Source organism: Cupriavidus sp. D39 (assembly GCF_026627925.1).
Lineage (GTDB): Bacteria > Pseudomonadota > Gammaproteobacteria > Burkholderiales > Burkholderiaceae > Cupriavidus > Cupriavidus ulmosensis.
In genome coordinates, this window is sequence record NZ_JAPNLE010000009.1 from 369,894 (window position 1) to 389,795 (window position 19,902).

At 69.9% G+C, this 19,902-nt stretch carries 13 protein-coding genes and 2 pseudogenes; 6 read left to right on the forward strand and 9 right to left on the reverse strand.

The window, feature by feature from the left end; genetic code table 11:
• Positions 1–43: 43 nt before the first annotated feature.
• The 3 genes and pseudogenes from OMK73_RS13240 to OMK73_RS13250 all read right to left on the reverse strand — a co-directional run bounded on the left by OMK73_RS13240 (position 44) and on the right by OMK73_RS13250 (position 4,088).
• Positions 44–2,306, reverse strand: a pseudogene (locus OMK73_RS13240) (molybdopterin cofactor-binding domain-containing protein).
• On the reverse strand, positions 2,293–2,811 hold the full coding sequence (locus tag OMK73_RS13245; protein ID WP_267602465.1) for a (2Fe-2S)-binding protein: 519 nt from the start codon (positions 2,809–2,811) through the stop codon (positions 2,293–2,295). The pseudogene OMK73_RS13240 and the gene OMK73_RS13245 overlap by 14 nt, the downstream one beginning before the upstream one ends.
• A complete protein-coding gene (locus OMK73_RS13250; protein ID WP_267602466.1) occupies positions 2,808–4,088 on the reverse strand; it encodes a c-type cytochrome in 1,281 nt (426 codons plus the stop codon). The genes OMK73_RS13245 and OMK73_RS13250 overlap by 4 nt, the downstream gene beginning before the upstream one ends.
• A gap of 1,141 nt (positions 4,089–5,229) precedes the next feature.
• Here OMK73_RS13250 and OMK73_RS13255 point away from each other — a divergent pair.
• Positions 5,230–5,292, forward strand: a pseudogene (locus tag OMK73_RS13255) (hypothetical protein); the annotation flags it as partial.
• A 62-nt stretch (positions 5,293–5,354) separates the two neighbouring features.
• Complete coding sequence (locus OMK73_RS13260) at positions 5,355–5,522, forward strand: helix-turn-helix transcriptional regulator (RefSeq protein WP_267602467.1); 168 nt, start codon at positions 5,355–5,357, stop codon at positions 5,520–5,522.
• Between the two features lie 54 nt (positions 5,523–5,576).
• Here the strand turns inward: OMK73_RS13260 and OMK73_RS13265 are convergent, their stop codons facing one another.
• The 5 genes from OMK73_RS13265 to OMK73_RS13285 form a co-directional block, all read right to left on the reverse strand.
• Positions 5,577–8,966 carry a GAF domain-containing sensor histidine kinase gene (locus OMK73_RS13265; RefSeq protein ID WP_267602468.1) on the reverse strand — a complete coding sequence of 1,130 codons (3,390 nt, stop codon included), beginning with the start codon at positions 8,964–8,966 and terminating at the stop codon, positions 5,577–5,579.
• Positions 8,915–10,261, reverse strand: a complete 1,347-nt coding sequence (locus OMK73_RS13270; protein ID WP_267602469.1) for an ATP-binding protein — start codon at positions 10,259–10,261, stop codon at positions 8,915–8,917. The genes OMK73_RS13265 and OMK73_RS13270 overlap by 52 nt, the downstream gene beginning before the upstream one ends.
• The gene (locus OMK73_RS13275) at positions 10,177–11,193 is read right to left on the reverse strand and encodes a serine/threonine protein kinase (RefSeq protein ID WP_267602470.1); all 1,017 of its coding nucleotides are present in this window, start codon (positions 11,191–11,193) and stop codon (positions 10,177–10,179) included. Before OMK73_RS13275 ends, OMK73_RS13270 begins: the two co-directional genes overlap by 85 nt.
• Before the next feature lie 334 nt (positions 11,194–11,527).
• Positions 11,528–12,697 (reverse strand): MFS transporter, encoded by a 1,170-nt coding sequence (locus OMK73_RS13280; protein WP_267602471.1) that lies wholly within the window; start codon positions 12,695–12,697, stop codon positions 11,528–11,530.
• Between the two features lie 35 nt (positions 12,698–12,732).
• Positions 12,733–13,131, reverse strand: a complete 399-nt coding sequence (locus OMK73_RS13285; protein WP_267602472.1) for a response regulator transcription factor — start codon at positions 13,129–13,131, stop codon at positions 12,733–12,735.
• Positions 13,132–13,412: 281 nt separating this feature from the next.
• Here OMK73_RS13285 and OMK73_RS13290 point away from each other — a divergent pair, with 281 nt between their 5' ends.
• The 4 genes from OMK73_RS13290 to OMK73_RS13305 are packed head-to-tail and all read left to right on the forward strand — an operon-like array spanning position 13,413 to position 18,623.
• Entirely contained in the window at positions 13,413–13,991 is a 579-nt protein-coding gene (locus OMK73_RS13290; RefSeq protein WP_267602473.1) for a hypothetical protein, read from the forward strand.
• Entirely contained in the window at positions 13,895–15,226 is a 1,332-nt protein-coding gene (locus tag OMK73_RS13295) for a serine/threonine protein kinase (protein WP_267602474.1), read from the forward strand. The genes OMK73_RS13290 and OMK73_RS13295 overlap by 97 nt, the downstream gene beginning before the upstream one ends.
• Positions 15,184–15,606 (forward strand): hypothetical protein, encoded by a 423-nt coding sequence (locus tag OMK73_RS13300; RefSeq protein WP_267602475.1) that lies wholly within the window; start codon positions 15,184–15,186, stop codon positions 15,604–15,606. Before OMK73_RS13295 ends, OMK73_RS13300 begins: the two co-directional genes overlap by 43 nt.
• Before the next feature lie 32 nt (positions 15,607–15,638).
• Positions 15,639–18,623, forward strand: a complete 2,985-nt coding sequence (locus tag OMK73_RS13305; RefSeq protein WP_267602476.1) for an ATP-binding protein — start codon at positions 15,639–15,641, stop codon at positions 18,621–18,623.
• Between the two features lie 145 nt (positions 18,624–18,768).
• Here OMK73_RS13305 and OMK73_RS13310 read toward each other — a convergent pair whose 3' ends face one another.
• Positions 18,769–19,854 (reverse strand): porin, encoded by a 1,086-nt coding sequence (locus tag OMK73_RS13310; protein WP_420715650.1) that lies wholly within the window; start codon positions 19,852–19,854, stop codon positions 18,769–18,771.
• Positions 19,855–19,902: the final 48 nt, after the last annotated feature.

The window sequence follows — 19,902 nt, forward strand, 5'->3', positions numbered from 1 at the left end:
GGGGCGGGCACCGGTTAGCGCCCGGGACATGGCACGCTGCGCGCTACGGCGCGATTTCCCTGCGCAGCCGCTCGCCGCCCAGCGGCATGTCGCGCAGGCGTTTGCCGGTGGCATCGAACAGGGCATTGCCGATGGCGCCCGCGGTGGGCCCCATGGCCGCTTCGGCAACGCCCAGGAACGGCGTGCCGGGGCGGTCGATCAGGTGCACGTTGATGGTGGTGGGCACGGCGGAGAAGCGCATGATCGGATAGGCGCTCCAATCGAAGCTGCCGATGCCGCCGGTGTCAAAGCGCAGCTGCTCGTACAGCGTCCAGCTCGCGGACTGCAGGATGCCGCCCTCGATCTGGTTGCGCACGCCATCCGGATTGACGATCTGCCCGCAATCGACGGCCACCTCCGCATGCTCGAGACGCACCAGGCCCGTGTCGCGCACCACCGAGATCTCCAGCGCGATCGCCATATAGCCCATCAGGTTCTTGTACCTGGCGAACGCGAAGCCGACGCCGCGGCCGGGCTTGCGGCCGCGCCGGGGCCAGCCGAACCTGGCGGCGGCAAGCTGGATCACGTCGCGCGCACGCGGGTCTTCCAGATGCCGCAGCCGGAAGGCGACGGGGTCGGTGTTGGCCGCGGCGGCCAGCTCGTCCATGAAGCTCTCGATCGAGAAGATGTTCAGGTGCGCGCCCAGCGAGCGCATCGCCGAGGTGCGCAGCGGCATGGTCGGCGAGAAATGGTTGACGATGCGCGAGGCAGGAAGCCTGTAGAGCGGAATCGCGTTGCGGTCGCCGCCGCCCTCGGGCTGCAGCATCGGGACCGAGGGCGCGGGAACGAATGGCCTGGCCAGCTGCGTGGCGGGCAGCAGCCGGCCCGCGTTGACCACGCGCTCGTTATGCGAGCTGCTCCACAGCGCATAGTCCCAGTCGACGATATGGCCGCTGGCATCGAGCGAGGCCTTGACCTCGGTGACCATGGCCGGCGTGAAGTGGTCCCACAGGTTCTCCTGGTCGCGCATCCATTGCACGCGCACCGGCTGCCCGGGCAGGGCGCGGGCCAGATAGGCGGCGTGCGCAGCGGCGTCGTCGGCGCCGTTGTGCCCGTAGCAGCCCGAGCCTTCCACGTGGATGCAGCGTAGCTTGTCCTTGGGCATCGACAGCATCTCGGCCAGGCCGTCGCGCAGCGGGTAGACGCCCTGGGAGTGGGTCCATACGGTCAGCACGCCGTCCTGCATCTGCGCGACGGCGCACGAGGGGCCGATCGATCCGTGCATCAGGTAATGCTTGGAGTAGGTGGCGGTCAGCGTCCTGGCGCCTGCCGGCACAGCGCCCCCGGTATTGGCGATCTCGATGCGCTGCGTGGAGATCTGCTTGAGCTGCGCGATCACGTCGGCGGGGCGGGGCAGCGCGCGCCCTTGCCCCAGCGGCAGGCGGCGCCAAGCGCGCGCTGTGCCCGCACCGCCTGCCATTCCCCCTTGCCACCACGGCGAGCAGGTTGCCGTCGCGCACGACGGCGATCACGCCGGGCATGGACTTGACCGCGGTCTCGTCGACCGACAGCAGGGCGGCGTCATAGGCAGGCGGCAGCACCACGCGCGCATGCACCATGCCCGGCATGGCCAGGTCCTGGACATAGCTCGGCTTGCCGGTGACCTTGCCGGGAATGTCCAGCCGAGCCATCGGCGTGCCGATCACGGAGAACGACTTCGGGTCGCGCAGCGGCGAGGCGGGCGTCGCCGCGCGGTGCAGGTTCACCGCGGGCAGCAGTTCGCCGAACGAGAGCGAGCGCCCGTCGGGGGCGGTGATGCGTGCGTTGCCGACCGACAGCGACGCCGCATCGACACGCAACTGCCGCGCGGCCGCATCTGTCAGCAGCCCGCGCACCTGGGCCGCTGCGTTGAGCAGGGCGCTGCCGCTGTCGGCCATGGTGTGGCTGCCGGCGGTCAGCCCTTCGTCCGGCGAACGGCCGGTATCGGCGCTCAGGAAGGTGATCAGCGCGGGCGCCATCTGCAGTTCCTCGGCCGCCACCTGCAGCAGCGCGGTGCGCACACCGGTGCCCAGCTCGACCTTGCCGGTGTACACCGTGACCTGGTTGTCGGGTGCGATCCTGATCCAGGCGTCGAGATAGGGGTTGGTCTTCAGGCTCCCCGCCAGCGCCTGGTACTGCCGCGCGACCTGCACGGCCGCGCCCTCGTCGGCCAGCACCATCTGCGCGTTGGCCTTGCGGCCCGGCAGCAGCGTGAAGCCCACCACCAGCGAGCCCGAGACCAGGAAGGCGCGGCGGCCCGGGTCGATGTGGTCGTCATGGCCGCTCATCGCGCCCCTCCTTGTTGCCTTCGGCCTTGACCCCGCCCGGGCGCACGGCGCCGGGCGTGCCGGCCACGGCGCGGATGGCCGCCAGGATGCGCATATGGGTGCCGCACCGGCACAGGTTGGGTTCCATGTGCGCGCGCAGCTCGGCCTCGCTGGGATGCGCGTTGACCTCCAGCAGGGCCTGCGCGCGCATGATCATGCCGGCGATGCAGTAGCCGCACTGCGCCGCCTGGTGGTCGATGAACGCCTTCTGCAAGGGACCCGGGCTGTCGGCGGTACCCAGGCTCTCGATGGTGCGCACCGGCCGGGTGCCGATCGATGCCACCGGCATCAGGCACGAAAACACCGGGCGGTCGCCGACGATGACGGTGCAGGCGCCGCACTGGCCCAGGCCGCAGCCGAACTTGGCGCCGTGCAGGTGCAGTTCGTCGCGCAGGGCGTAGAGCAGCGGCATGGACGGATCGATGTCCAGCTGGTGGCTCGCGCCGTTGACGGTGAGCTTGATCATCTCGCGTCGTCCCCTTTCCTGAGGTTAGCCATGGTGTCCTGCACGCCGGTCCACGGCGGCTGCCGGGAGTAGGTGGCGCGCAGGTAGGCCGCCAGGTCGGCAAGCTGCTGGTCGTCGAAGGCCTGCGCGAACGCAGGCATGTAGTGAATGGCGTCCTCGCCGTTCCACGCCACGCCCTGCAGCATCATCTGGATGGCGTTGCGCGGCGTGCTCGCGTTGACCGCGGAACTGGTGGCGAGGCTGGGGCGGGCACCCACGCTCTGCATCGGCGAACCGGTGCCGTGGCAGGCGGCGCACGCCCCGGTGAAGAGCGTCGCGCCGCGCGCGATGGCGGACTGGTCGGCCACGGCCGCCGAGACCGGTACCACGGCGGGCGCGGGTGCCGGCTTCTGCAGCGACATCAGGTAGGTCGCAATGGCATCGACGTCCGCCTCCGGCACCGTGGCCAGTTCGAGCGTGACTGGCAGCATCGGCCCGGCTGCCGCGCCATGCGCCGCGGACATGCCGGTGCGCAGGTATGCGCTTAGCTGCGCCTTGGTCCAAGGCACCGGCCCGCTCGCCAAGCGGTTCAGCGGCGGCGCTTCCCAGTTGTCCACCACGCCGCCGTCGAAGGCGCGGCCCAGTTTTTCCCCGCCGATCGCATTGAGCGGCGAGTGGCAGGCGGCGCAGTGGCCAAGTCCGTCCACCAGTAGGCGGCCGCGGTTCCAGGCTTCGTCCTGCGTGGGATCGCGTTGCGCTTCGCCGGGCCGCAGGAACAGCACGTTCCAGAAGGCGACCGGAGGCCGGAAGTTGAGCGGGAAGATCAGTGCGTTGGCGGGCGGCTTGGCAGTCACGGGCTCGCGCCGCATCAGGTAGGCGTAGGCCGCCTCGATCTCGCGGTCCGACATCCGGCTGAAGTGGATGTATGGAAACGCCGGATAGAGCTGGTGGCCGTCGCGCGCTATGCCGCGCCGCATGGCGCGCGTGAAGGCGTCCAGCGACCAGTTGCCGATGCCGGTTTGCGCATCAGGCGTGATGTTGGTCGAGTAGATGGTGCCGAACGGCGTGACCAGTGGCAGGCCGCCGGCGAAGGGCTGGCCGCCCTTGGCCGTATGGCACACCGCGCAGTCGCCGAGCGCGACCACGCGGGCGCCCTCCAGCGTCAGCGCCCGGTCGAAGGAAGCGGGCGCGGGCGTGGGGATCGGCGCGATGGCCGGCTCCCACATGATGCAGGCGGCAGCCACCACGGCAACGGCAGCCGCCCCTGCTGCGGCGAGAAGGACGGGCCGGCGTTTCATGCTTGCCCTGCCGGGAAGAGATGCCATTTCATTGCGGGAGTCCTTGAGACGATGGAGGCCCGCGGCGCATCCCTTGCATCGGGACCTTTGGCAGCCGGCGGGAAGGCACTGTGCTCAGGTCGCATAGTAGGAGCCGTGCCGACAAGCAACAATCAGCGAGTCGTCTGGGGCGGTCAAACCAAAGTATGAGAGGGCGGTGTGCCGGCACGATGTTGCGGGCCGCCAGGCCTGTGTGTCTGCCCGCTTTGTTCCGAATCGCACGGCGGCGCGCGCATCCATGCAAGTGCATGGCAAGGCACAGGGAGAATCCGCGCGACGAACGGCCGGTACGTTTGTGCATGCCGGCGTGCATGTATTCACATGTACGCGGCATGGCTCTGATATTCTTGGCGCAGCCCGCAGCCCGCAGCCCGCAGCCCGCAGCCCGCAGCCCGCAGCCCGCAGCCCGCAGCCCGCAGCCCGCAGCCCGCAGCCCGCAAGGCGATTGCCAGTTTGCAGGTTTATTCACGCAAAAAACTATGTCCGCAAACGCAGGCGCCCCCACTCCACTCGCCGCCTCCGGCACGACCGACGCATTCGGTTGCGCGGCGGCGACGCTGCGCAACGATCAGACGCTCGCCGGCACCGAGATCCAGTTCTATCGCAAGACCTCGGCCAGCGGCAATGCCAGCCAGGTGTCGACCTTGGCATCGGATCGCGGGTTCCTGGTGGGGATTTCACTGTCCACGGGACATCGCCGCCGGATCTTCCATGAACACTGCACGACCAGCCATGACTTCGAGTGCAGCTCCATCTACATACGGAATTTCGGCGAGGACTACAAGGCCGATTTCTATGGCCCTTTCGATTTCATCCTGCTGGATATTTCTCGCGCCTTCATCGAACGCACCAGCGCGGAACTAGGCCGTTCGCGCATCCGGGGCTGCGCGGCGCGGCGGGCGAGCGGGACCAGGTGCTGGCGCATCTGGCGCAGGCGGCGGTGCCGGCGCTCAGCCGGCCCGACAACGCCAGCCGACTGTTCGTCGACCAGTTGGGATTCGCCATCGGCACCTATCTGGTCGAGCAGTATGGCCATGCCAGGGTCACCACGGCCAAGACCAACCGCTTGCTGTCGCAAAGCAGCCTGGCGAAGGCCAAGGAGATGCTGGCCGCGCAGATCGACGGCGACCTGTCCATCGCGGACATCGCGGATGCCTGCAGGCTGTCGCGCAGCCATTTCACCCGCGCCTTCCGCGATACCACCGGGCAGGCCCCTATCAATGGCTGGTGGCGCTGCGTCTGGAGCGCGCCCGCGCATTGCTGCGCGACACGGCGCTGCCATTGGCGCAGGTGGCGATCGCCTGTGGCTTCTCCGACCAGAGCCATTTCACCCACGTGTTCTCGCGGGCGCTTGGCGTTTCGCCTGGCAACTGGCGCCGCAGGGCCGGCTGCTGACGCCGTCCAGCCTCTGGCTGACACGGGCGCCGCGCTTCGGATGCCGCGGCCTGGTCAGCCGCCGGCTCCGGCATACAGCGGAATGATGAAGGCGAACACGCACCCGTGCGGCAGGCGGGGCGCGGCGTACAGGCGGCCATTGTGGGCCTCGACGATGGAGCGGCAGATGGCCAGCCCCATGCCCATGCCGTTGATCTTGGTGGTGTAGAACGGTTCGAAGGCGTGCTTGATGGCGTCGTTGCTCAAGCCAATGCCGGTGTCCTCCACGCTGACCTGCAGGTAGACGCCTTCGACAATGTCGGAGGCGACACGCAGCATGCGCAGGCGGTCGGTGACCTCGCTCATCGCCTCCACGGCATTGATCACAAGGTTCAGCAGCACCTGCTGGAGCTGCACGCCATCGCCGAACACCCGCGACGACGGGGCATCCATGGCCAGCTGCAGCGACACCTGGCGCCGCTCGATTTCGCTGCGCGCGATGGCCAGGATGTGCCGGATCGCCTCGTGCATGTCGACCGCCGCCAGCACCGGCGCGGCATTGCGCGTCAGCGCCTGCAGGCTGCGGATCATGTCCCCGGCGCGCTGGCCTTCGCTGGCGATGGCAACCAGGCCCTCGCGGGCGTTGCCGATCTCGGGCTGCGCTCGGTCGAGCCAGCGCAGGCTGGCGCCGGCATTGGAGACGATGGACATCAGCGGCTGGTTGATCTCGTGCGCGATGGAGGCGGTGAGCTGGCCTACCGTGGTCGCGCGGGCCACCCGTGCCAGGTCGGCCTGGGCATTGCGCAGCGCGTCCTCGCCCTGCCGGCGCATGGTGACGTCGGTCACGGTCCCGACGTAGTCCAGCGCATCGCCGTCGACGGACAGCGGCTTGCCGATCGAAGCGAGATACCGGATCTCGCCATCGCTCCTGACGACGCGATATTCCACGCGGATCGGGCGTTCTTCCGCCACGTGCAGATCGACCATCTCCAGCACCACCGCGCGGTCGTCCGGATGGATGCGCGCGGCAAAATCCTCCAGCAGGAACACGGACTGCGCCGCATCGAACTCAAAGATGCGGCACAGCTCCTCCGAGCAGGTGAACACGTTCCGGCGCAGGTCCCAGCGCCAACTGCCGGTGTGGCTCATGCGTTCGCCCATCACCAGCGACGCCTCGCTCGCGCGCAGTGCCCGTTCCACGCGTTGGCGCCGTGCATTCTCCGCGAGCAAATCGTCATAGAGACGGGCGGTCTCGAGCGAGATGGCGGCCTGCGCGGCGAGCAGTTCCAGCACCCTGGTGTGTGCCACGGTGAAGCTGTCTCGGATCAGCCGGTTCTCCAGGTAGAGCACGCCGATCAGCTCGTTGCGCTTGAGCATCGGGATGCACATCGCCGAACCGTGCGCCTGCTGGTGGAAGTAGCTGTCGATGGCGAAGGGGTTGGGGCCGCTCGCATCGCCAACGATGATGCGCTGGCCGGTGCGGATCACGGTGTTCAGCATGGAGATGGGCAGGTCGTCGGGCCCGGGCGCGTCCTGCGCCAGCTCGACGAGGATGCCGCTGGACGTGGTGTGGGCGCGCGCCTCGATGATCGGCGTCTTGCCGTGTAGCCGGATCAGCAGGCCGCGCTGGGCGGCGGCATGTTCCAGCGCGATGGTCATCAGGGTGTCCACCAGCTTGTCCAGGCGGATCTCCTCGGTCAGCGCGCGCGCGGAGCGGATCACGCTCTCCACGTCACGGATCTGCAGGCTGCCCGCCAGCGCATAGGCGTTCTGCTGGCTCCTGTCCGCCAGGCCCGCGTGCAGCGATTCCAGCTGCGCCACCTTGCCGGTGGCGCCCCAGCGCCGGTAGCCGTCGCGCGCCGCCCGGGCATGCGCCTGCGCGGCGGTCTGGAAGCTGCTGCCGGCGCACAGGCTGGCCGCCAACTCGTGGGCGAGGGCGGAGTACTGGACGAAGCCTTGCTCGTCGGCACGCCAGATCGCCTTCTCGAACAGCGACAGCGCGGCCAGGGTGTCGCCCTCCAGCCTGGCGATCTCGGCCTGGACCAGCAGCGACTTGTCGGCGAACGTCGCGGGATTGGCGGCGGCCCAGCCGTCGATCTTCTGGCTGTGCGCCAGCAGCCGTTCGCGCTGTGCCGCGTATTGCGGCGCGCCGGGCTGCGCGGTGGCCGCGAGCGTCAGGGCGCTGTAGAGATGGAAGTCCAGCAGGTGAATGTGGCCGGGCGCCGACCACGCCAGTGCCGCGGCGCGCTCCTGGCAGGCTGCGGCGGCGTCATGGTTGCCCGCCATGTAGCGGGTCGTGGCCAGGTAGACCCAGTGCCAGAAATCCAGCGTCGACATCCGCTCGCGCGACGGCGCCCGGCCGGGCCCGAGATCGTCCAGCAAGGCCGGCGCCGCAGGCTGCAGGGGAAAGTTGGGCTGGCGCAGTCCGTTGACGAAATGCTGCTGCAGCAGCAGGATTTCCTCGACATCCTGAAAGCCGGCGCGGCGCACGAAGTCGAGGCCGCGCTGCACTTCGGCCAAGACTTTGTCCAGCGTATCGCCGCGCGTGAGCAGGTTGGTCACCTGATGACAGCACTCGAAGCAGGCGGTGGTGATATCGCCGTTGGCGACGCCCGCGGAAAAGCCCGCGCGGGCGCAGTCGATCGAGAACGACAGTGGATGGGTCCACACGCTGAGCTGGTCCAGCGGCAGCAGCGTCTTGGCCTCGTAGGCCAGGTAGCCGTGGCGGGAGACCAGCTCACGGGCCAGATGCCCGTAGCGGAACCCTTCCTGGTAGTCCTCGAAACGGTGCCCCACCAGCACGCCGAACCAGCTGAGCGCGGCGGTGGACGCACCAGTCATGCCGTGCTCCAGGGTCAGCCGCAGCATCTCGCACAAGTGAAGGAAGAATAAATGCTCGTCGGTGAAGCTGGCCGGGGCCGACAGCGCCGACAGCAGCGCCATGGCTGCCTCGATGTCGGGGTTGGACATCGGCGGCAGGTCGAGCAGCGCTTCCAGCGCGCTGCCTGCCAGGCGGGCGCGGATGTCGAGATAGGCGGTGTCGCAGGCCGAGGCTGGCGGATGCGCCGCCAGCCGGATGCCGAAGGCTTGCAGGCCGGCCACCGCGGTTTCCACCGCCAGCGCGTTCTCGGAGCGGCGCGTGTGGATCTCTGCCTTGAGCTGGTGGATGGCGGCACGCTGCGGCGCCGTGGCGGGCATCGCCAGGAGGCGCAGCGCCAGATCCAGCGCGCGCGCCAGGTTGCCGAGCAGGAATTCGCATTCCGCCTGTTCCTGCATCAGCGCGAACATCAGCGGCGCAGGGTCTTCGCTGCCGGATGCTGCCGCCGCGCGCAGGAACGAAAGCCCGCTGTCCAGGTAGGCCACGGCGGAGGCATAGGCGATGGCGCGCTTGGCCCGGCGCGCGGCCTGCAGGCTCAGCCGCGCGACATCGATGGCCTCGCCGGCGTCGGCCACCAGCTCGGCCACCTGCGCGAACAGTTCGGTGGCGTGGAACAGGGCTCGTCGCGGTCGTCCGCCTGCGCGGCCCTGGCGAGCAGGCGGCCGGCGCTCAGGTAGATGCGCTTGCGCTCGGCCGGCGACAGCAAGCCGTGGGCGGCCTCCTGCACACGGTCATGGAAGAAGGCGTAGCGCTGCTCTTCCTGGTGCACCGCGTCGATGGCGTGCGCCGGGACCAGCACCGCGTGCAGCGCGCGCGCGTCGATGCCGTAGATCGCGCACAGCAGGGCGATGTCGGAGTGCCGGCCCAGGCAGGCCATGCCACCCAGCAGCGTGCGCGTGCGCGCGGGCAGGCGTTCGAGCCGCTGCAGCACCATGTCGGCGACGTTGTCGGTGTAGCCGCGCCGGCGGATGCCTTCGAGGTCGTAGTGCCAGCTGGCATCGTCGGGGCGATGCACGATCAGGCGGTCGTCCACCATGGTCTTGAGGAACTGGCCGACGAAGAAGGGGTTGCCCAGCGTCTTGGCGTGGATCAGCGCGGCCAGCCCCTGCAGGTCGCGTCGCCGCGCGCGCAGGGCGTCGGCCACCAGGGTGGTCACGGCGTTGACGTCGAGCTCGGCCAGTGCCACCTCGTACACCCGGGCGGCCTTGCGGCGCAGCCTGGCGTGCGTCGGTTCCGGTGTGCCCGTGGGCACCTGCCGGCCCGGTTCCGCGGTGGCTTCGCGGGAGCTTGTGACCAGCAGCAGCGGCAGCGGCGAGGGGCTGGCCAGCAGGTGTTCGAGCAGGCTCAGCGAAGGGGCGTCCAGCCATTGCAGATCGTCGACCAGCAACACCAGCGGGCGATCGCAGCGGGCGAAGGCGTTCACCAGGTTGTGCATCGCCATGTGGAAGTGCTCTTGCGCCTCGGGGCCCGCCGAGGCGGCCACTGGCGGCAGCCTGCCGGCCAGCAGCTCCAGTGCCGGGATCATGTTGACGGCCAGTTGCCCATAGAGGCCCAGTGCCTGCGACACCTGCTGCTGCCAGTCGCGTACGGCGGCGTCGGGCTGCCCCAGTATCTCCAGCACCAATCCCTGGAAGGCCTCCGCCAGCGCGGCGTAGGGCACGTCACGCCGGAACTGGTCGGCCTTGCCGGCCGCGCAACAGGCGGGGCGCTGCCGCAATCCCTGCAGGAAGGTTTCCAGCAACGCCGACTTGCCGATGCCCGAAGTGCCGGTGACCACGGCAAGCGCGTGGTTGCCGCTCATGGCCACATAGTCGAAGGCGGATTGCAGCCTCGCCAGCTCCGCGTCGCGGGCATACAGGCGGCCGGGCAGCTCCAGCTCCACGGGCCGGTCGTGCGTGCCCAGCTCAAAGGGGCGATGCAGCCCAGCGTATCCCAAAGTGCGCGGCATCGCCTCAGGTCCGCTTCGAGCCCCGCGGCCGATTGGTAGCGGCGCGCGGGGCGCTTGGCCAGCAGCTTGAGGATCAGCAGCGACAGCGCCTCGGGCACGGCGGCGGCCTGCACATGGGGCGGGACCGGTTCGCTGGCGATGTGGCAATGCGCCCACTCGCCGAGATCGCCGGGGTCCCGCGCCACGAAGGGCAGGTGGCCGGTGACGAGCTGGTACAGCGTCACGCCCAGCGAATAGAGGTCGCTGCGCGCGTCCCGGCCGTGGCGTGTCCTGCCGGTGTGTTCGGGAGACATGTAGGCGGGCGCCTCGCCGGCCAGGTAGAGGTGCGGGGGCAGCGTGTCGGCGATCTCGCATTGCTGCCGTGTCGCCAGGCCGAACCCGCCAATGCGGCAGTGCCCGGTATCGTCGACGAACAGGTTGGACGGCATGATCGCCTGGTGGACCAGCCCGGTTTCGTGCAGGCTGCGCAGCGCGCTGGCGGCGCCGACGGCAATGGACAGCAGCCGCGCCACCGGCTGCGGCCCGGGCGGCAGCAGCGACAGCGGCGTGGCGTCCAGGTCGTCGTAGACCAGCGCCACGCCGGCGTGGCGGCGCACGCTGGTGCGCGGCTTGAGGGCCCAGGCGCCGTCGAGCAGGTCGCGCAGTCCAAACTCGTGGTTGAGCTGGCGCTCCGCCTCGCCCTCGGCATGCGCGGTGGCGGCATGCGCCAGCAGGATGGTCTGCGCAACACGCTGGTGGCGGCCGCGCGAGAGCGCCAGGATGCCGTCCTGCTTGACGGAGGTGAAAAGGAAGTCCGACAGTGTCACCACGGACCGCTCGCTGCCGGGCTGCGCATCGGAGCGGGCGGGAAAGTAGCCGGCGCTCATCGCGCCGCGCCCCGGGCGAGGGAGGCGCGCCAGGCCGGCGGCGGTGCGCGCTGCCGCTACGGAGCAGGCAGGCGTGCCCGGTGGCGGGTGTCGGCACGGACAGGATCATTCGGTGACGGGGCCGCAAGGCAATCGAGGGTTGGACCGGTTCGGTGCTCGATCATAGGCTGCGCCCGCGCGGGGCGCCATTGTCCGATGGTATGGGTAGACGGACAGTGACGGAGTTCGCACAATGCGCTCATTGAGCGGTGGCATCGCCGCCGGCCACGCCTGCGGGTGCTTCTGGCTCCTGGTGGAGTCGCGGCTGGAGCATCTGTGCCGGACTGACGGTGGCTCAGGTCAGGGCGGCCTCCGGGCGCCGCTGCAACTGCCTGGATATCTCCAGCACCAGCAACACCACCAGGACCGCGCCGATGCCGAACAGGGTCGGGATGCCGGCCGTGTCCACCAGCCGCGCGGCGAGCAGCACGCCCAGGCCCTGGCCCGCGAACAGGCAGAACGCGAACAGGGCGACGGCGTTGGCCCGCTGCGTGGGGGCCATCTGCGTGGCGGTGGTCTGCATGGCGTTCAGCACGATGTAGTAGCCGCAGCCGCCGGCCAGGCAGCCGGCCGCGATCCACAGCCAGTGTTGCCCGAGTGCGATGCAGGCCATGCCCGCGCCCAGCAGCGCGACCGACACCCACCCCAGGCGCCGGCGTCCCATCCGGTGGATCAGCGCCGGCGCGAGGCCGGCGTACAGCAGCCCGCCGACGCCGTGCATGGCCGTGATGGCACCGGCCGCCGCCAGCGACAAGCCGAAGTGGAACTTCAGGTAGGTCGCCACGAAGGCGAACACGCTCGGGCACAGAAAGCCCAGCAGCAGCGTCATGCCAAGCACCCGGCGCACCCAGGCGGATTGGAGCAGGGCGGTGGCCTTGGGGCGCTGATCGGGGCTGGCCTGCCGCCAGCGGACCGGCGTGTCGTCGTGGCGGGCCAGCCTGGCCACCACGGCGGCCACGCCGGCAAAGCCCGCGGCCAGCAGCACGAAGGCGGCGCGCCAGCCCAGCGTGTCGGCAATCAGACCGGACAGCCACTGGCCCGTCATCAGCCCGCAGATGGTAGCCACCGAGTAGCGCGCGAGCAGGCCCTGGCGCGAGGCCAGTGGCTCGGTATCGCCCAGGCGCGCCAGGCAGATCGGCACCACGCCGGCCGCCGCCGCGCCGGCCATGGCGCGCAATACCACCAGCCACGGGAAGCTCGGCGCCAGCGACTGGCTGAAATTGGCCGCCGCACAGGCTAGCAGCGCGACCGCGATCACACGCAGCTTGCCGTGGCGCTCGGCCAGCGGCCCGTAGATCAGCTGGAAGGCGGCATACGCCAGCATGAAGCTGGTCACCGCCACCCCGGTCATGCCCGCGGATATGCCGAAGTCGCGCGACAACGCCGGCAGCAGCGTGTCGGCCGCGCGGATCGAGGCGGCGGCAAAGAAGCCGGCCAGCCCCAGGGCCAACCGTTCGTGGCGCATGCCGTGCGCCCGGGTCAACGCGCTGTCGGACAGCGTCAGCGCCTTTGGCGCGGGGTCTTGGCCCCGCCGTGCGCGAGGGCATTCTCGATGCATTGGATGATCTCGGGGTCCATGAACGGCTTGCTGAGAAAGCAGATGGCGCCGATCGCCTCGGCGCGTTGCCGGTAGTTTTCCTCGGGGAACGCCGTCATGAAGACGACGGGGATGGACAGTCCGCGCATGCGCAAGGCCTCGCATAGCGCGAAGCCGTTCATCTCGGGCATCTGCACGTCGGTGACCAGGCACGAGATGGCATCGAGGGCACGGGATTGCAGCAGGTCGTTCCCGCTTGCGTAGAGCTCGACAACCATGTCGAAGGAGCGGAGCAGGCTTCCCAGGGCTTGTCGGACAGAAGCATCGTCGTCGACGATGGCGATCACCGGGGTAGCTGTCACACGGTGTTCCTTGGTTGTCATGAGCGATGACGAAGCTGGCAAGAGGCTCCCATCGATTGCTTCGAGGATAACGCGCCAGGGCGTTCCATGGAATCATACGGTGGTATTGGTCCGATCCCGCCGGCGCCTGGGCCGCCGCGGCTAATACCAAGGTATTAGATGGCCGTTCCTGCCGACGCCTTCTTGCGCGCCGGACTGGCCGGGTCCGCGCGATATACTCCCATGCGCCGTCTCGCCTGCGCCAGAGCGCTCCCAGCTTCGATGATGCCCACCAAGGTTCGATGAATCCGTTGCGCCACTACCAGCTCGAGTATCTGCTGGACGGTGAAATCGCTTTGCTGCGAGGAACCGCCTCCGGCTGTTCGCCTGTGCTGGTCTCGCTGGCGGGTTCGGCCGCCAATGCGAGCGCGGTGCAACGGCGCCTGGAACACGAGTACGCCTTGCAGCACCTGCTGCGCCCCGAGTGGGCAGTGGTGCCGGTTGCCCTGACCCGCTACGATGGCCGGCCGGCGCTGGTGGCCGCGGACCAGGGCGGCTTGCCGCTGGCACTGTCGCTGGGCGAGCCGTTGCAAACGGACGCCTTCCTCGACATTGCCATCGCGGTGGCCGAGGCGATGGCGGCCATGCACGACGCGGGTGTGGTCCACCTGGACATCAAGCCCGCCCACCTGCTAGTGGCGCCGGACCGGCAGCGCGCCTGGATCGCGGGCTTCGGCATTGCCGCCGTTGCCTCGCCCGGTGCCGCGCACCGGGGGCATCTCCGATGCTGGCGGGAACCCTCGCGTATATGGCGCCGGAACAGGCCGGCCGCGGCGAGTCCGCGGTCGACCTGCGCGCCGACCTCTATGCGCTGGGCGTGACCTTCTACCAGATGCTGACCGGGGCGCTGCCGCTGGAGGCCAGCGAGCCGGTCGCCTGGGTGCACAGCCATCTAGCGCGCGAGCCGGTGGTGCTCACCGAACGCAACGCTGGCATACCGGCGGTACTTTCGGCCATGGTGATGCGCTTGCTGGCCAAGGCCCCCGAGGAGCGCTACCCAAGCGCCGCCGCGCTGGCTGCCGAACTGCGCCGTTGCCTCGCTACCTGGCAGGCCCGGAGCAGCCTGGATGCGCTGCCGGATGGCGCCCGCGCGGACCTGTCCGGCTTTGCCTCGCCGGCCTGGCTCTACGGCCGCGCGCGCGCCCTGGACGAATTGCGCCGGCTGCATCGTGAGGCCACGGAGCAGCGTGGACCAGCGCCCGCGGCGTCCTATGTGCTGGTCACCGGCTGCGCCGGCAGCGGCAAATCCGCGCTGGCCGAGGCCTTCTGCAGATCGCTGGAAGCAGCTGGCGGGGTGGTGGCGCGCGCCAAGGCGCAGCAGCACCAGCGGGGTATGCCGCTGGCGGCCGTGGCGGAGATCTGCGCCGATCTCGCCAGGCAGGCCAGTGGCTCGCCCAGCGCGCGCCAGCAGGGCTGGGCCGCGGCGATGGCCGCGGCGATCGGCGACGACGCGGAGATGTTCATCGCACTGGCGCCGGCCTTCGAGGCCTGGCTGCCGCACCGCCCGCGCGCCGGCGATGCAAACACCGGCCAGGCGAAGACGCGTTTCCTGCAGGCATTCTGCCGCCTGCTCGGCGTGTTCGGCTCGGTGGCGCCGCCGCTGGTCCTGGTGCTCGACGACCTGCAATGGACCGACCGCGAATCGCTGGAGGTGTTCCGCGCGCTGCGCCAGGCCCCGCTGCAGCAGCCCTTGCTGGTGATCGGCACCTGCCGCACGGATGCCGTAGAAGGCGGCGCGCTCGCCGAGTGGCTCGCGGCGCTGCGCCAGCACGGCGCACTGCGCGGCGAGATGGCGATGACGCCGCTGGACGCGCCCGCGCTGACCGCGCTGGTAGCCGACACCTTGCGCTGCGGCGGCGCTCGCGCGCAAGCCATCGCCCAACTGGCCGGCCGGAAGACGGGCGGCAATCCGCTGTTCTTCCTGCAGTATCTGCGCGTGCTTCACCGCTCGGACCTGCTGCGCGTGGGCGCGGCCGATACGCGCCGGGACCCGCGTGACGCGCCCCCGGGGCCGTGGACGCCGAGATCGCCGAGATGGACGTGCTGGGCCTGCTAACCGATGAGCTGCAACGCCTGCCGCGCGAAACGCAGGCGCTGCTGACGGCGCTGTCCTGCCTGGGCAGCGCGGTATCCTCGGCTACCGCGGCCCAGGCGTGGGATGCCAGCGAGGCCGACATCGCCAGCCTGCTGTCGCATGCCATGGGCGCGGGCCTGGTGGTGCCCGGCGACGACGGCTATCACTTCACCCACGACCGGGTCCAGGAGGCGGCCTATGGCGCGATCCCCGCACCCAATCGCGCCGCCCTGCACCTGAGGCTTGCGCGCCGGCTGGTGCTGCGGCTGGACCGCGATACCGGCAGCACGCTGTTCGAGGCAGTCGACCAGTTCAACCGGGCGGCCGATGCGATCGCCGAGGGGGCGAGCGTCTCGAGGTAGCCGCGCTGAACCGGGATGCCGGCTACCGCGCGATGAGGACCACGGCCTATGGCGCCGCCAGCGCCTATTTCGCGGCCGGCGAGCGACTGCTGCCCGACGGCGCCTGGGACAGGCACCACGCCCTGGCGCTGGCCCTGGCAATGGGGCGCGCGGAGTGCGAGTTCGTCGGCGGCCGGCTGGCCGCCGCCGCGGCCACCTTGCAGGACCTGGGCGCGCGGGCGCGCACGCCGTCCGAGCTGGCGGCCATCACGCGGCTGCGGGTGGCCGTGCACACCGCGCTCGACCAGTCCGACCGTGCCGTCCAGGTGGGACTGGCATTCATCCAGACGATGGGCCTGGACTTCCAGCCCCAGGCACAGGGGCAGGTGGAGCGGGAATACCGGCGCTTCCTCGTGCTGCTGGGCGGCCGGCCGGTCGAGGCGCTGGCCAGCCTGCCGCGCATGCACGATCCGGCCTGGCGCGCCACGCTGAGCGTGCTGACCGAGGTGATGTCGCCCGCCTCCTTCATGGACCGCAACCTGCGCGACCTGATCCCGATCTGGATGGCCATCATCAGCCTCGAACACGGCAACGACGAGGCCTCCTGCATCGCCTACGTGCACCTCGGCATGACGCTCGGGCCGCGCCTGGGCGACTACGGACTGGGCTACCGCATGGGCAAGATCGGGATGGCGCTGGTAGCGCAGGAGGGCATGGGCCGCTTCCGCGCCAAGGTCCACATGTGCTTTGGCGCCCTGTTGTTGCCTTGGACCCAGCCCGTGCGTGGCGGGCGGGAGCTGATCGAGCGCAGTTTCGAGGAGGGCCGGCAGAGCGGCGATTTCAATTTCGCCGCCTACAGCCGCAACCAGTTGGTGACCCATCTGCTGGCTTGTGGCGAACCGCTGGCCGGCGTGGAGGCGAAGATCGAGATGGGCCTTGCCTTCGCCCGCACCCTGGGATTGGGGCGCGTGGTCGACATCCTGGACGCGCAGGCCAGGTATGTGGCGGTGCTGCGGGGCAGGGCGCCGGGCTGGGCCGTGCTGGAAGCCGGCGCGCCGGGCCCGCAGGACATCGAGGCGCGGCTGCAGGCCGATCCGCGCCTTGCGGTGGCCGCCTGCTGCTACTGGATCCGCAAGCTGCAGGCCTGTTTCGCCGTGGACGATTGCCGCGGCGCGCTGGTGGCAGCCGGCAAGGCCGAGCCGATGCTGTGGGCCGCGCCTTACTTCCTCGAGATCGCTGATTACCACTTTTTCTCGGCGCTGTCGCTGGCGTGGCTGCCGCGCACCCGGCACCCGGGCGGGGACGGCGGCACGGACATGGCCGCGTTCGATCGCCATCAGTGCCAGATGAACGCATGGGCGCGGGAGAATCCCGCCAACTTCGGCGCGCGCGCGGGCATCCTGGCGGCCGAGGCTGCGCGCCTGGCGCGCGATCCGCTGCAGGCCATGCGGCACTATGAGCAGGCCGCGCGGCTGGCGCGGGAGCAGGATCTGCTGCATGACGAAGCCCTGGCCTACGAACTGTGCGCACGCTGCTGTTTCGAGCAGGATCTGGCGGCGCCGGCCATGGCCTACCTGCGCAGGGCCAGCGATGCCTACGGCCGCTGGGGCGCCGAGGGGCAGGTGGACAAGCTCGCGGCGTGCGCGCGGGCGCTCGACGCCTCGGGCCTGGGCTCGGTGAGCGCAACGCCGGACCGCCGCCACGTGGCCACCGCCCAGCCCGCCACCTACATCGGGCCCGCCGCGCAGCTAGACCTGGATACCGCCATCAAGGCCACGCAGGTGCTGGCCGGCGAGATGCAGCTCGACCGCCTGATCCAGGCGCTGCTGACCACCACGCTGCAGCAGGCCGCCGCGCAGCGCGCGCTGCTGTTCCTGTGGCAGGACGGCGCGCTGCGGCTAGCCGCGCTGGCGCGCACCGAGCGGGCGGGTATCGCGGTCGATCTCAATCCGGCCGGGGCGGCCTATCCCCGCACCGTCGTCGACGCGGCGCTGGCCACGCACTCGGATTTCGTGCTCGACAATGCCAAGTCGCATGCCAGGTTCGGGCAGGACCCGGACGTGCAGCTGCGCAGCGTGCGCTCGGTGGCCTGCCTGGCGCTGGTCAAGCAGGGCGAGCTGGTGGGGCTGCTCTACCTGGAGAACAACCTGGCCGACGCGCTGTTCACTGGACGCCGGATCAACCTTCTGTCCCTGCTGGCTTCCCAGGCCGCCATCTCGCTGGAGAATGCGCGGCTGTATGCCGAGCTGCTGCGGCAGAACCAGGAGCGCCAGCGGGTGCAGGCCGAGCTGGCGCACGTGTCGCGCGTGACCACGCTGGGCGAGCTGGCGGCGTCGATCGCCCACGAGGTCAACCAGCCGCTGACCGGCATCGTGACCTACGGCGGCGCATGCCTGCGCTGGATCAACCGCCCCGAGCCGGATCTTGGCGAGGCGCGCCATGCGGTGGAGAACATGATCGCCGAGGGGCTGCGGGCCAGCGAGGTGATCCGGCGCATCCGTGCGCTGGCGCGCAAGGACGACTCCCGCCGGCAGCCGCTCCACCTTGGCGAACTGGCGGCCGAGACCCTGTTGATGGTCCGGCACCAGGCCGAGTTCCACGGCATCGCCATTGCCCAGCAATACGCAGCGGGCCTGCCGCAGGTGCCGGGCGACCGCATCCAGCTGCAGCAGGTGATCATCAACCTGCTGGTCAACGCCATCCAGGCCATGTCATCCCGCAGCCAGGGGCAGAGCCAACTGCGCATCACCACGGCGCGGCAGGCCGACGGCCAGGCATTGCTGCGGGTCGAGGATACCGGCCCGGGCGTCGAGGCAGGGCAGCTCGACAAGCTGTTCGAGGCCTTCTATACCACCCGCAGCGAAGGCCTGGGCATGGGCCTGTCGATCTGCCGCTCGATCGTGGAGGCGCATGGCGGCTGCATCTGGGCCGAGTCTCCGGCGCGGGCCGCGTTGCCGGCGGGGCAGCATCCGGCGGGCCCGGGCGCGGCATTCTGCTTCACGCTGCCGGTGACGGCACCGCAGCCGCAGCAGCCATAGCCGCGGTGGCGGGGATGGCCCTTGTGCCGCTGGCTATCCCACCTTGGGCTAACTGCGTTACCAGGTCGCCCTAGCCAGAGAGCTCGCAACGCGACCTGTTCGAGAGCATCGAGCGCAAGGATTTCCCACGCTGGACGCAGGGTGTTCAAAAGTTGTGGCGCATGCCGAGCGCGAAGGTCTGCGGGTTTGCGCCCGCCGCGATGCCTAGCCCGTTGATGGCGAAGTCGTAGGCGGCGCGGCGCTTGTTGTCGATGCGGCTGTAGTAGGCATACAGCGCGGTGCGCCGCGACAGTGGATAGTCGTAGCCGAGCGTCAGCTGCGTGGCGCCGGTCTGGGGCCCGGCACGGACGAAGCCGATGGTCTCGGCGGCATTGCCAGTGCCGTTGCCCGCCAGCGCAAAGCCCAGCCGCAGGCTACCGGGTCCCAGCTTCTGCACCACCGAGGTGTAGTAGCCATTGCGAGTCAGGTCGCCCGTGGCCGTGCGGTAATGCAGCCGCTCGTAGACCAGCGCGATCCGGGTGGTGGGGAACTGGTAAGCCACGCCGGCCTTGATGGCGTCGTCATTGCGGCCAGCCACGTGGTAGTGCTGGTGGATCTCGTAGGCCAGCGTCACATTGAGCGGCCCGCGGTCGTAGGCGGTGGCAAACGAGTAGAGCGCCGGGTTGCGGGGCACCGTGGTCTTTTCCTCGGGCAGTCCCCATGCCAGCGCGCCGCTGAGGCCCTGCCAGGCGGGCGAGCGGTATTGCAGGGTGTTCTTTTGGCGACGATCGAACGAACTGGTGTCCTCGATGTTGTCCGTGCTCGATGCGGAGCCGTTGCCGATCAGCGCCATATAGCCGGCCGTGGTCGGATAGTAGGGGTCGTAGCCCATGGTCGATTCGGTGTACGGCGTATGCCAGTGGCCCATGAACAACGTGCCGAAGTCACCCTGCAGGCCTACGCGCGTGTTGCGGCTGGCGATCTGCCCCTGGCCATTGTCGATGGAGAGGTTGCTTTCGATCTGCCAGATGGCCTTGAGCCCGCCGCCGAGATGTTCTTCTCCGGTCAGCCCGAATACCGAGCGGTTGTTGGTTAGCCGCGCAGTGCTGCCGAGGTGGGTGCCGTTGGTGGCGCGGCTGGCGCTGGCATACTCGATGGTCGTGTTCAGGCGGCCGTACAGGGTGACGGTGCTTTGCGCGAGCGCCGTCGGCGCAACGGCCGCCAGCCCGGCCAGCAGGCCGCTTGCCTGCAGCCGCTTCAAGGCGCGGCTGGCTGGCTTTCTTTATGGCTTTGCATCATG

What these genes read in the sequence shown, in the direction of transcription:
- OMK73_RS13280 (WP_267602471.1), bottom strand. Translation starts at nt 12,697, where the DNA reads ATGCGCCACGAACGGTTGGCCCTGGGGCTGGCCGGCTTCTTTGCCGCC.
- OMK73_RS13275 (WP_267602470.1), bottom strand. Translation starts at nt 11,193, where the DNA reads ATGAGCGCCGGCTACTTTCCCGCCCGCTCCGATGCGCAGCCCGGCAGC.
- OMK73_RS13290 (WP_267602473.1), top strand. Translation starts at nt 13,413, where the DNA reads ATGAATCCGTTGCGCCACTACCAGCTCGAGTATCTGCTGGACGGTGAA.
- OMK73_RS13295 (WP_267602474.1), top strand. Translation starts at nt 13,895, where the DNA reads ATGCTGGCGGGAACCCTCGCGTATATGGCGCCGGAACAGGCCGGCCGC.
- OMK73_RS13305 (WP_267602476.1), top strand. Translation starts at nt 15,639, where the DNA reads ATGAGGACCACGGCCTATGGCGCCGCCAGCGCCTATTTCGCGGCCGGC.
- OMK73_RS13245 (WP_267602465.1), bottom strand. Translation starts at nt 2,811, where the DNA reads ATGATCAAGCTCACCGTCAACGGCGCGAGCCACCAGCTGGACATCGAT.
- OMK73_RS13250 (WP_267602466.1), bottom strand. Translation starts at nt 4,088, where the DNA reads ATGAAACGCCGGCCCGTCCTTCTCGCCGCAGCAGGGGCGGCTGCCGTT.